This is a genomic window from Flavobacterium hercynium (assembly GCF_002217285.1).
GTDB lineage: Bacteria > Bacteroidota > Bacteroidia > Flavobacteriales > Flavobacteriaceae > Flavobacterium > Flavobacterium hercynium.
The window spans coordinates 37,339-48,697 of sequence record NZ_MUGW01000013.1 but is presented as its reverse complement, the minus strand read 5'-3'; the positions used below and the strand labels follow the sequence as shown (position 1 = coordinate 48,697).

At 33.7% G+C, this 11,359-nt stretch carries 10 protein-coding genes and 1 tRNA gene; 5 read left to right on the top strand and 6 right to left on the bottom strand.

Features of this window, described 5'->3' with window-relative positions:
- Positions 1 to 148 precede the first annotated feature (148 nt).
- Positions 149 to 754, top strand: coding sequence for a hypothetical protein (locus B0A66_RS06590; RefSeq protein ID WP_089049061.1), 606 nt, complete (start codon positions 149 to 151; stop codon positions 752 to 754).
- Positions 755 to 839: 85 nt separating this feature from the next.
- A complete protein-coding gene (locus tag B0A66_RS06585; protein ID WP_089049060.1) occupies positions 840 to 1,322 on the top strand; it encodes a helix-turn-helix transcriptional regulator in 483 nt (160 codons plus the stop codon).
- Between the two features lie 73 nt (positions 1,323 to 1,395).
- Here the strand turns inward: B0A66_RS06585 and B0A66_RS06580 are convergent, their stop codons facing one another.
- From B0A66_RS06580 to B0A66_RS06565, 4 genes are all read right to left on the bottom strand, one after another.
- Positions 1,396 to 1,932, bottom strand: coding sequence for an STM3941 family protein (locus B0A66_RS06580; RefSeq protein WP_089049059.1), 537 nt, complete (start codon positions 1,930 to 1,932; stop codon positions 1,396 to 1,398).
- A 288-nt stretch (positions 1,933 to 2,220) separates the two neighbouring features.
- Positions 2,221 to 2,997: a hypothetical protein gene (locus B0A66_RS06575; protein WP_089049058.1), complete on the bottom strand. Its 777-nt coding sequence runs from the start codon at positions 2,995 to 2,997 to the stop codon at positions 2,221 to 2,223.
- Positions 2,994 to 4,571, bottom strand: coding sequence for a hypothetical protein (locus tag B0A66_RS06570; protein ID WP_089049057.1), 1,578 nt, complete (start codon positions 4,569 to 4,571; stop codon positions 2,994 to 2,996). Before B0A66_RS06570 ends, B0A66_RS06575 begins: the two co-directional genes overlap by 4 nt.
- Positions 4,572 to 4,986: 415 nt before the next feature.
- Positions 4,987 to 5,058 (bottom strand) — tRNA-Glu (locus B0A66_RS06565).
- 403 nt (positions 5,059 to 5,461) lie between these two features.
- Here B0A66_RS06565 and B0A66_RS06560 point away from each other — a divergent pair.
- Positions 5,462 to 5,962 carry a hypothetical protein gene (locus B0A66_RS06560; RefSeq protein ID WP_089049056.1) on the top strand — a complete coding sequence of 167 codons (501 nt, stop codon included), beginning with the start codon at positions 5,462 to 5,464 and terminating at the stop codon, positions 5,960 to 5,962.
- 14 nt (positions 5,963 to 5,976) lie between these two features.
- Positions 5,977 to 6,369, top strand: coding sequence for a HEPN domain-containing protein (locus tag B0A66_RS06555; protein ID WP_165766588.1), 393 nt, complete (start codon positions 5,977 to 5,979; stop codon positions 6,367 to 6,369).
- Between the two features lie 37 nt (positions 6,370 to 6,406).
- On the opposite strand, the gene B0A66_RS06550 is transcribed toward B0A66_RS06555, so the two are convergent.
- Together B0A66_RS06550 and B0A66_RS06545 are read right to left on the bottom strand one after the other, a co-directional pair.
- Entirely contained in the window at positions 6,407 to 7,102 is a 696-nt protein-coding gene (locus B0A66_RS06550; RefSeq protein ID WP_089049054.1) for a LytR/AlgR family response regulator transcription factor, read from the bottom strand.
- Positions 7,099 to 8,811 carry a histidine kinase gene (locus B0A66_RS06545; protein WP_089049053.1) on the bottom strand — a complete coding sequence of 571 codons (1,713 nt, stop codon included), beginning with the start codon at positions 8,809 to 8,811 and terminating at the stop codon, positions 7,099 to 7,101. Before B0A66_RS06545 ends, B0A66_RS06550 begins: the two co-directional genes overlap by 4 nt.
- 59 nt (positions 8,812 to 8,870) lie before the next feature.
- On the opposite strand from B0A66_RS06545, the gene B0A66_RS06540 reads away from it, so the two are divergent.
- A complete protein-coding gene (locus B0A66_RS06540; protein ID WP_244283404.1) occupies positions 8,871 to 11,255 on the top strand; it encodes an outer membrane beta-barrel protein in 2,385 nt (794 codons plus the stop codon).
- Positions 11,256 to 11,359 lie beyond the last annotated feature (104 nt).

Here is an 11,359-nt window from a genome sequence, read left to right as displayed (position 1 = left end):
TTTGTTTTACGGTTTCAAAATGGAGGAAAGGGAAAGAGTTTGTGGAGTGATTAAAAAACTTAATCTTTTTTGTATAACTTTCGTGAGTAAATCAGAGGTCTTTCGTGTTAGGTAAGGCTATAAAGATTTTTATATTAAAAAAACAGATATGAAAAAAACACCACTACTATTAATTTTTCTTTTGGCACAAATAGTCGTTTTTGGACAAGACAAACTAGTTAAAGACATTGACAATGATGGCAAAAAAGATACGGTATATGTAGACGTGACAAAATCGACAATTGTATGTAGGCTTTCAACAAATAATTACAAACCAATACAAAGTAAACCTATTGAGATTTTGAATGAGACGAGTGGTGTAAACTCAACGAAAAATGGTTTTTACTTTTCTAATGATTGGATGCGTGCTGGTTACAGAAATCAATTTAGGTATAATGCCCAAACCAAGAAAATACAACTGATAGGTATGAGCCGATATGAATTTGGAAACGCTGCAAACGACGGAAGCGGAGAATCCAGCGTTAATCTCCTGACAACTGATTATATTGGGAATTGGAATTATTATGATGAAGCAGCAAATAAAGGGAAAGGAGAATTAGTGAGTATCCCAACTATTAAAACCAAAATGAAATTTGCAGTAATTAATTTAGAAGACTTTAGCGATGAAACTTATTTTAATTACGCCGAAAGATGTTCTGATTTATTTTATACTCATAAGGACGCAAAAAAGATTGGTTCACGTAAAAAGAAGTAAGTTTTTAGAAAGTATAATTTGTACATTGTTGATGTTGTTATAGTTGTGTTTACGGCATGTAAATAAAAATGTTTATATTGTATTTATGAATAAAGAATTTGAAAAGTATAAAGGAATTCATCCAGGTGCAGTATTGGGAAGGGAATTAGATAAACGAAATCTTTCTCAGCGTCCTTTTGCATTGTCATTAATGGAACATCCACAAACTATCAATGCTATTATTAAAGGTAAAAGAGATATGAATACAGCAATAGCTTTGAAAATCGAAAGTGCGCTGGATTTAGAGGAAGGTACATTGTTGGTCCTGCAGGCTTATTATGATATTAAAAAAGAAAAACAAAAATCACTACATCAAAAACGTCCTAATATTGATCATCTTAGAGAAAGTTTATTTTGGGATACTGATATTAATTCCATTAATTGGGATAAGCAAGCAAGTTCAGTAATTAGGAGAGTTTTTGAACGAGGTAATATTAGTGAGAAAAAGGAAATAGTAAAGTTTTACGGTTCCTCTAAAATAAAACCTATTATTAAAGACATGTCAAATAAATTTAGAAAAGAAGGGTAAAAATTATAAATTCTTCGCTGTGAAATCTGACGACTACTCAACGAAGAATTTATAAATCTTATAAACACTTTATTTAACTATTTAAAGAAGTTTTTCCTTTCCAGAAAGTAGTAAATAAAGTAAAAAGAGCATTAGCATCAATATCAATTTCAGAGGCTGAATACATTAACGTTAACTGATTGGTTTCTTTGTTATATGCCATATTCCAAAGCATTTTCGAAAGTCTTCCTTCGTATTTTTCAGGATTGTTAATAGTAACAACAACTAAGGTATCTCCTCCTGTTTTTTGAGATTCGATATTTGCTACATCTTCCCAGTTAACAACACCAAAAGATTTTGACATAGGTGTCGTTTTTCCATAGAAATTTTGATTGTTTAACTCAATTAAAGGACTTTTATCTTTTAAGCTCAAAACTGTTTTTAGCAACAGGATAAACATGATTAAAAAAGCTGCAGATGAAAATACAAGAGGCTTAGTTTTAAATTCATCATCAAATATTCCTGCAGAATAAAGAACAACAAGGAGTAAAATAATGCAAACTCCTAAAGAAAAGAATAATAGGTTTTTTGTTTTTTTTGAATTTCGGTATAATTGTATTTCCTTCTCCATTTTTTTGTTTTCTTCTGTTTAAGTTTAGTTAAGTGGTATTTAGAATAATCTCTATCAAAGGTAACTAAATTTAGAAAAAGAGTTTAAGAATGCCAGTAAAATAAGGGAGAATTTAATACCTAACAGGTCTTGAAGACCTGTTAGGAAATTTGGTTGAGATGTGTTATCCTGCAAGGTTTTCAAAACCTTGTAGGTATGTTTTTTATGATATTTAGATAACAAAAAAGCTATAAATGAAAAAAGCTTCAGATTTCTCTGAAGCTTTATTTTTAGTTTAAAAGTGTTTTTTTATTTTTTTAGCGTTTTGTCTGCAACTATAATTTTCTCAATTGCTCGAGGATTGTTATCGCCCAAATCTAAATGATAAATCCTATCGCCTTCGAATTCTATTTGATACAATATTTCACCTGTCATAGCATCAAGTTTAACGATTTCCCAAGTTGATTTATTGGTAGTTTTTCGAGTGTCTAAGGCTAATTGCCAATATTTTTTCTCTTTTTCTTCTTGTGTTATTTCTGCGCCATAATATATATTGTCACTCACTAAAGGTAATTTTCTTTCAAGAATATATTCAATCACTTTTTCATAACTATAATCCCAGCCTTTATCATGATCAACTATGTTTTCTAATTTACCATCTTGGTTAAAAAAGTATTGTTTACCGATTTTAATTTGTCTAAAGAGACTTGATGTAATACATTTAAAATGTATGTTACCATTTTTGTAATAGCTTTTTGCGATAGTATAATAAGAGTCTTTTTTAGTAAATGAAGCCCTAAAGCCTCCTAAAAAAGAACCACCAAACATTTTAGTTCCAGTATCATCAACTTTTCTATAGTCGTACATGCTAAATTCATTTCCTTTTTCAGGTCCAGCGTCTATAAATGCTTTACTAATTTTCAAACCGTCTTTGTAATTTTCAAGGTGCAGTTTTTCAAATTCTGGAGTAATGATAGGTCGTTCCATTGTATTGTGATTTAGTGTTTTTGTAACATTTTTGTTTTCTACTTGTGCTTTGCAACTGGCAAATATCACAAGAGCCATTAGTAAAGTTGTTGTTCTCATGGTGCAGGTATATAAAGTGCAGGTTCTGCAGTGGCATTGCTGTTCGCAACTACACATTGCCAATGGTACAAAAAGTATTGTTTATTCCACGGTCCATAATCCATCAAATTGCGGGTTGTTTTTTCTTTAAAAGAATGCCTGCCATTTCTTTGTGGATTTGTTGCGCTATTAAATATTGGATTGATGTGGTTTTTACTTTCCCAAGTATGAGGCAATTTCAAAGAATGGTATACTTCGTGGGCAGAACTGTTAGGGGCAGCACCGTCTAGCATCACAATATTTTTTGGTTCACTTCCGCTAGTAAAACCGCCAAGAGAAAATCCTGTCGGAGGTCCTTGAACATTGCTCGGATCAATATAAAAACCATGATGAGGCAAGTAAAAAATTCTCATGTAGTTGTCATATTTGTTTCCAACTCCTGTTTTTGCCTTTAGTTTGGTGTATAAATAATCATCTATACTTTTCCAGCCACTAGGCACAGTGGCGCCGTGCATAATATAGCATTTTAATCGTCCGCCATCAACATATTTGCTGTTAAAATCATCTCGAACAAGTGTATTAGGCTGACCAAAGCTACTTAAATCTAAATCTTCAATGCTGAAGATTGGATCGACGAGCGCTTGCCTCAAAAATTTTCGAATGATGGTTTTTTGTCCTGCTTCTGTAAATCCAGAAATTAAAAAACCTTCTTCGACTGTGGTGCTATTGCTATCAATATCCGTTTTCACATTAATGAGTACTATTTTTTTTACTTTTCGTTTGCTGGCAGCGTTGGGCAAAACTTTGAGTACTCCTGCAAGTTTTCTAACTTTTGTGGTATTTGCAGGATCTGGGTGTGCCATAATGGTGTAGGCTTTAATTTCTTTGTAAGCCGTTACAAAAGTCTTTTTGCATTTTATTTGTATTTCTAAGGTGTTAAAAGCACTTGCACCTGTCAATGTTTTGGTTATTTGCAACTGTTTCATTCGGTCTTCTGGTAGCGCAGGTCCATTCGCAGGTGCATTGGTTGCAGGTGCATTGGTTGTTGATGTGGTAAGAAGTGCTGGTACAGCAGGTGGTGGAGGTGTTGCGCCTGTGAATATTGTAATATCAAAAAATTCATTTTCAAATTCAATTATCAACTCCTCCGGGGCAACTATAACTTCAATTTGTAATTGCAAAATTGCAACAGCATCTACATTTTCATTTTCATTTTTATAAATTGATAATTTAGGTTCTAAATAATCAATACTTGCACCTGAGGCATCTAACCTATTCAATGAGGTGAAAATTCGATATTCGCTTTTTAGTTTCTCATACAAATCTTTAACGCCGTTGCCGTTGGTATCTGTTGTGTCTCCCACAAATGGACTGGCAACTGAATTGTTGTTGTAGGTTCCCAAAATAGTTTGGTAATCTACATCGCCATCAAGATTGGTTTGTCCAAGATTAGTTCCGTTACCTGTTCTCATCCAATCAAACATAAATTCAGCATTCCAGGTTGGGCTAGGCCTGAACATCACTGTTGCTTGCGCATCAATTACGCCTGCGGGAGGAACTACAAACCTTGGGTTATTAAATTCTATATTTGCCATATCAATTATTTATTACCTTTTATATTGGACTTTTTTATTTGAAATCAAATTTAAATTTTCTTCTCTAGTTACTATTATTTCGAATATTAGAGTCACTTTTATAATCTTAATTAGTAAGTGATATTTTTTTAAATTTACGGCATAAATGTATAAATAAAATCTTGTTATTGTAATTTACTTAATAGAATTAAATTTACAATTTATAAAGCGCAGATTGTTAAAAACTTAGAAGGTTTTTTGTTGAGTTTTTATTAAAAAAATAATAAAAAGAAGGATATAATGAGAAATGTTTTTTAGGTGTATCGTTAACAATTACATCTAAAATTATTGGCTAATATATAAAAAAAATTATATAAGAAAATAAAAAAGCTAAAAACGAAAAAAGCTCCAGATTTCTCTGAAGCTTTGTTTTTAGTAGCCCGTAGCGGAATCGAACCGCTCTTACATGGATGAAAACCATGCGTCCTAACCGATAGACGAACGGGCCTACTTTCTTAATTCGGGTGCAAAAGAAGAGAATATTTTTAAAACTCGCAATAGCATCTTTAAAAAACTTTTAGTCCGTTTTTGTTAAAATATCATTTTTGGGTATAATTCAGCATAAATATATTTCGTTGTTATATGGTGTATTCATTTGATTAATAATTGGTTGTTTGGATTGTAAATAGAGAATAGAGAAGATTTTCTTCCTCTTTTATTCAAAGAAAATTTTTTAATAAAATTTCAAAATATTTCAAGAATTATTTGATATGAAAGAATATTTTGATAGTTTTTGATTTGATTTTTGTTTTCTTTGCAATGACAGAAGTGCTTGCGAGAGGATTTTGCTCGTGAACGCAATCTTTTAGGAATAAATTTTATTGTATCTTTACAAAGTAAATTAGTTAATGATGAATGATAGTCAAGCCTTAGATATAAAAAATGATGGTAAGCTTGGTCAGTTGAAGGCGATTTTATATTTGTTACAAACAAATCTGGAAGAATTCAAAGATGAAGTAGACGCAAGTTATGCACTTCTAAAAATAGGAGAGAAAACACCTTTGTCTAAAGAATTGGAAAAAACACTTGAAAATCCAGTAAAAGAAATATTTCACTTTTCTAATAAGATAGATAGTCAAGTTAATCAAATACTTGATAAAATAATTAGAGGCTACTTTAAAAAAAATTACTTTGCCCTTGAAAAAGTTTTTAAAACAAGAGAAAGTCTAAACGACTTACATTATTCTATTGTTTTAAAAGAAGATAATAGTAAAAATAGAGACATCTTTTTTGAATTTTTAAATAAAATTGATTTAGCAAATATCTCTCAAAAGCACAACGTGTATTTTCAGTTTATTCCTTCGCAATTAGTTGATAGAATTAAGTTTAACGAAGAAATTAAGTTGGAGTAAAAATGGAGAGATTTTTGAATCAAGCTTCTCATAATGAGGAATTCCACAATTGTATCTGCGAAAATTTTTCTGATAAATTCTATGATTGGAAAATAACATCTCTTTTTTACACTGCTATACATTATTTAAAAGCTTTAGCAACAAAAAAAGGCATTGATATAGGACAAACACATCATGAAATAGAAATGAATGTCAATCCTGACAGACATAAACCAGTAATGCGTATAAGTAAAAATGCTTGGAGTGAATATAAAAAACTTTTACAGTATTCCAGAACTTCAAGATATGATGGTATAAACACAGATTTTGAAACTTTTGAACTGATTATGAAATCCGATTATGAGTATTGTGTCAAACATTTAGCAAATTTTAAAAAATATTTGATTGGTCAAGGACTTGAAATCTAAACCAAAGTTTATAAAACAACAACATCTCACTACATTTTCAAATCATTCTAAGTCGTATTTCTTTATATTTAGAACGGCCAACGGGTAATAGTTCGCCATTTTTAAGTAGCATATTATATCTTCCGCCTGCTTCTACGACTAATTTATCGGCTTCATGCCAGCAAAGAATATAGGATTTATGAATTCTTTGAAACGAAGAAGGAAGCAGTTTTTCTAATGATTCTAAAGACTTGTCATGTAGTTCAATACGTCCGTCTGCTAGATGTAGTTCGGTGTAGATTCCTGCGCCTTTGATGTATTTTATCTCTTTTATTGTAATGAGTTTAATCGTTTTTACTTTTCTAACGGCTAAAAACTGAATAGCTCCATTGGGTTGTTTTTCTGATGAGGTAAAACGCGTAAAAGCTTGCGAAAGCCTGGTCTCGTCAAATGGTTTGGGTACAAAATCTAATACGCCATAGTTAAATGCCGTAATAGCTTTATCTGTGTAAGCAGAAATAATAATGGTTTGAAAAGATTTTGCCGTAACACTTTGCAGAACATCAAATCCATCTTCGCCGTTTAAATTCAGATCGAGTAGTAATAAATCGATACTCTGCGTTTCAATGGTGTTTAATCCATTTTCGAGGGAATCAGAAAGCAAAATCTGGACTTCTTTGTCAAAAAAATCCCTAGTCATTCTTTCTATTCGTTTGGCAATTCTAGCCTCGTCTTCAATAATTAGAATCTTCATTTTATGTCAAAAATTTTAATTGTTGTAAGCCAGCCTTCCTGTACAGCAACAGAATCAAACTGCCAATTGTTACCGTAACTTTCATTCAGCCTTGCTTTTATATATTTAAAACCCGTTCCGTTGCTTTTGTCTTTTTTAGATTTTCGGTTTGCGGCTATCACTAACAAAGCATATTCTTTATAATTTGTTTCTTTAGAAAAACTCAAACAAAAACGAATACAATCTTGCTTTGGAGCCATACTGTGCGTAATACCGTTTTCTACAATAGTATGAATAATTGCAGGCGGAATTTCTTCTGTATCATCAATGTTTTTTTCTTCCCAATCATAACAGATTTCTTTGCGAAAAGACATTACTTCCAAGTGTTTTTGGCATAAAGCAATCTCTTCTCTTATGGGAATAAGTGTTTCCTCGGCAATAGTATTCATAATATCGAATTCATCAGCCAGCGCACGTATAAACACAACACCTTGCTGTGGCGATTCTTCGACCCAATCGATTAGTGAAGTTAAAGTATTGCGGAGAAAATGAGGCTGAATATTTTTCTTAATCAATTCTAACTGCAATCTGGACGAAAGCAATAACGATGCATTATGCGCTTCTTCGATAGCTTTTGCCCTTATGGTATGAAGATAAAGCATCGATAATACAATGATAGTAAAAGCGACAAATAAGCCAAAATCAAAAAACACAAAGTAATTTACAACTACACTTGCCAACAAGCCAGCGACAACAATTAATCCGCCTTTGACTTTTCGGACAGCTGCATTGGAGGCAATAATAATGGAAAAGAAGCACATGACGTAACTAAAATAGATAGCAGTTCGATCATAATGTCCGTAATAAATAATGTAGATCGCAAGCAAACTGAGGAGTAAAAGAAGTAAAAATAATTTCTTTTTTTTGAAGTTAAACTGAAGCATAAAATACCAGGGAACCAGGATCGATACGAAAAAGGTAAGCCAGCCCACGATCTTTAATCGGATATAATATTGGGTGTATGGAATGTCGATATAAAATTTGACATATTCAATAATCAACAGACAGAAGAAAAGCAGACAGATTATTCCGAAAACTAAAACGGTGGTTTCTTTGCGCGTACTGTTGATGTAAAGAAAAAAGTAATAAATAGCCGCAATAAGAAAAGCGCCAGCCATGAGATTCATAAACGACATAACAATAAGCGGTGAACGATGAAGCCTTAAATAGCTTTCGAGTTTGATACTCAATCCCCGATGTGCTTCTCGCAATTGAGTCTGTGTTCCGGTTATCGTGACTACGTGCTTGCCAATAGTAGCTAAATTTTCGGGTATTTGATAGTAGGTCATTTCCGTTCCGGGTACTTCGGCTTGACCGTGTTTCGCTATTTTACCGTTGCTTCCTACCAAAACGCCATCCCAATATACATCAAAAGCGCCAAAACCGTTCACCTGCAAGCCTAATGGAGTAGCAATGTTTTCGCGTTTGAGCAGTTCGAGAGGCAAATTGACTTTGAATATAGCATCTTTAGATTTTCCGAGATAATCGTGGAGGTATTCATCATTGGAATAATACGTTACATCCGATTTTACGTAATCAGTATATGGTTCACATGATGTAAACAAAAGCAGTAGAAAAGCGATAAAAAAGGGTAGACGATACATAAGATAAAGGTAGTATAAATATCGAAGAGAGAAATGCATTTCGAAAGCTCTTGGAGCCGTTTGCATGTTTTAAAAGGCGCTGTTTTCTTTTATCAGCTAATCTTGTACTGTAAAAAACACCTAACATGAAAACCCTGATAACGCTGATCACAAGCATTCTAATTTTATTTTTTTCTCTTTTTGGATACGGACAACAAGCCAGTGTTTCCGGAAAAGTAGCCGATAAGACCACAAAAGAAGCCTTGCCGTATGTAACGGTTTCCGTAAAAGACAACAATCAAAAAGTTGTAGTAATTGGCGTTACAGACGATCAGGGTGTTTTTAATTTAGAAGGATCGCTAAGCGGAAAAATGAGCGTTTCTTTTAGTTTTATAGGATATCAAAATTATACACGATCCTTTGAAGTTATTTCGGGTAAACCGAAAACCGAATTGGGAACCATTGATTTAGTTACAGATGCGGTAGAATTAAACGCGGTAGAAATTAAAGGACAAAAACCGAACATCAGCTTGAAGCTCGATAAAAAAGTTTTTGAAGTGGGCAAAGATGTGCTTTCGCAAAATGGTTCTGCACATGATGTTCTGAATGGCGTTCCGTCTGTTGCGGTAAGTCCAACGGGGGCGATAAGTCTTCGGGGCAACAGTAGCGTCTTGATATTAGTCAACGGACGTCAATCGGGTTTGACCCAAACTAACGCCCTGGATCAAATTGCAGCCGACCAAATCGATCGAATCGAAGTAATTACGAATCCCTCGTCGCGATATGATGCCTCAGGATCGGCGGGGATAATCAATATTATTCTGAAGAAAAACAAAAAAAGCGGTTTTAGCGGTCAGGTTCGATTGGTTGCGGGATCTCCCAATGACAGCCGGCTTAATCCAAGTCTTAATTTTAAATCAGATAAAATCAATATTTTTTCTAATTTCAGCATTCGTTCTTCTGATTATGTTGGGCTGTATACCACCAATCAGGCGACGACAAGCAACGGAACAACAAGCTACTTAAACAGTATTCAGAATGAAGATCGCCACGATGATGGAAAGTTGATTTATCTCGGCGCCGATTATTTTATTGATGAGCACCGCACCATTACAACGGCTTTTCTAAAAAATGCTACCAAAGACAATGACAAAACGCATTTAGTATACGATTACAGTAATGCTCAGCATGCAACAGACAGCACGTTAAGAAGAGAAGGAAGATCACTTGAAAAAAGAGATTACAATCAATTTGAGTTTAATTATACACAAACCTTCAAACAGCCGTCTAAAAAATGGACGATTGATTTGCAGTACGATTGGTGGAACAGCGACAAAGACTGGACTCTTTCGACACAACGTTGGTATCCGAACGTAGTGACTTATCCCGGGATTAGAACTAGCTCGATTGGCGCCAGCAAAGATTTACTGATTCAAAGTGATTTTATACAGCTGCTTGATAGTGTTTCGGTATTTGAATTTGGAGTTAAAACAGAAATTCGTAAAGTTTCCAGTAATTTTTTAGCGGAGCAGCAAGAAGGAGATGATTGGAATACCTATCAAAATATCGACAACGACTTGAATTACAACGAAACCATTGCCAGCGCTTATGCACAATACAGCAATAAGATCGGAAGGTTGAATTATATGCTCGGATTGCGTAATGAATTTACGGAAGTTGCAATTGCTGATGTCAGAAAAACGTACAATGCTGATAAAAAATACAACAGAGTATTCCCGACAGTAAATTTGAGTTATAAGTTTGAGGCTTCGACTTTGCAGTTAAACTACAGCAAGCGCATAAAACGTCCTTCTTTGTATGCCTTATATCCTTTTAATGAACTGACCGATTTGAATTCGCAATATGTTGGTAATCCAGCGCTTAATCCTTCTTTTACAGATGTATTTGAACTGACATTTCTTAAAACATGGAAAACCTTTACGCTCAATCCTTCGGTTTATTATCAATGGGAAAGCGGGTATATTCAGGATTTTATGTATCGTGAAAACGACATATTTTTTACAACGCCTATTAATATTCAGCATGAAATACGAAAAGGAGTAGAGGTCTCGACTTTGTACAATCCGTTAAAATGGCTGCAGGTAAATATGGAAATGAACTTTTATCATTTTAATCAAAAAGGAAATTATCAGGAGGAGAATCTGGATTATGAAGGACAAACATTTACAGGCCGCTTAAACACACAAATTAAACTGCCTGCAAAATTTAGTTTTCAGGGACGTTACAACTTTCGCGGAGCACAGCAAAACGCACAGACCAAAAACGATGCTTTGCAATCTCTTGATTTTGGTTTAAGCAAGATTTTATTCAAAGACAAAGCTACTCTTGTGTTTGATATAACCAATGCATTTAACTTGCGTCAAAACAAAAACACCACATCCGGTACAGCTTATTATGTTTCACAAAACAGTATTTCTAATGCTGCCCGCTACCGCTTAAGTTTTGTTTACCGCTTTAATCTAACAGATCCAAAAGCAATACGACAAGCTAATAGTGCCAATCGAAATTAATTATCGCAATGTAGTTTAACGTAATAGATTGTTTTTATAGATTGTTGTCAACGCAAGCGCTTCACTCGTGAGCGCAACGAAATTCAGATGCTTATTTGCAAAAA

Excerpts from the sequence above, each read along its gene's own strand:
- B0A66_RS06590 (WP_089049061.1), top strand. The coding sequence starts at position 149 with ATGAAAAAAACACCACTACTATTAATTTTTCTTTTGGCACAAATAGTC.
- B0A66_RS06545 (WP_089049053.1), bottom strand. The coding sequence starts at position 8,811 with ATGCAAACGGCTCCAAGAGCTTTCGAAATGCATTTCTCTCTTCGATAT.
- B0A66_RS06575 (WP_089049058.1), bottom strand. The coding sequence starts at position 2,997 with ATGAGAACAACAACTTTACTAATGGCTCTTGTGATATTTGCCAGTTGC.
- B0A66_RS06580 (WP_089049059.1), bottom strand. The coding sequence starts at position 1,932 with ATGGAGAAGGAAATACAATTATACCGAAATTCAAAAAAAACAAAAAAC.
- B0A66_RS06570 (WP_089049057.1), bottom strand. The coding sequence starts at position 4,571 with ATGGCAAATATAGAATTTAATAACCCAAGGTTTGTAGTTCCTCCCGCA.
- B0A66_RS06550 (WP_089049054.1), bottom strand. The coding sequence starts at position 7,102 with ATGAAGATTCTAATTATTGAAGACGAGGCTAGAATTGCCAAACGAATA.
- B0A66_RS06560 (WP_089049056.1), top strand. The coding sequence starts at position 5,462 with ATGAATGATAGTCAAGCCTTAGATATAAAAAATGATGGTAAGCTTGGT.
- B0A66_RS06585 (WP_089049060.1), top strand. The coding sequence starts at position 840 with ATGAATAAAGAATTTGAAAAGTATAAAGGAATTCATCCAGGTGCAGTA.
- B0A66_RS06540 (WP_244283404.1), top strand. The coding sequence starts at position 8,871 with ATGAAAACCCTGATAACGCTGATCACAAGCATTCTAATTTTATTTTTT.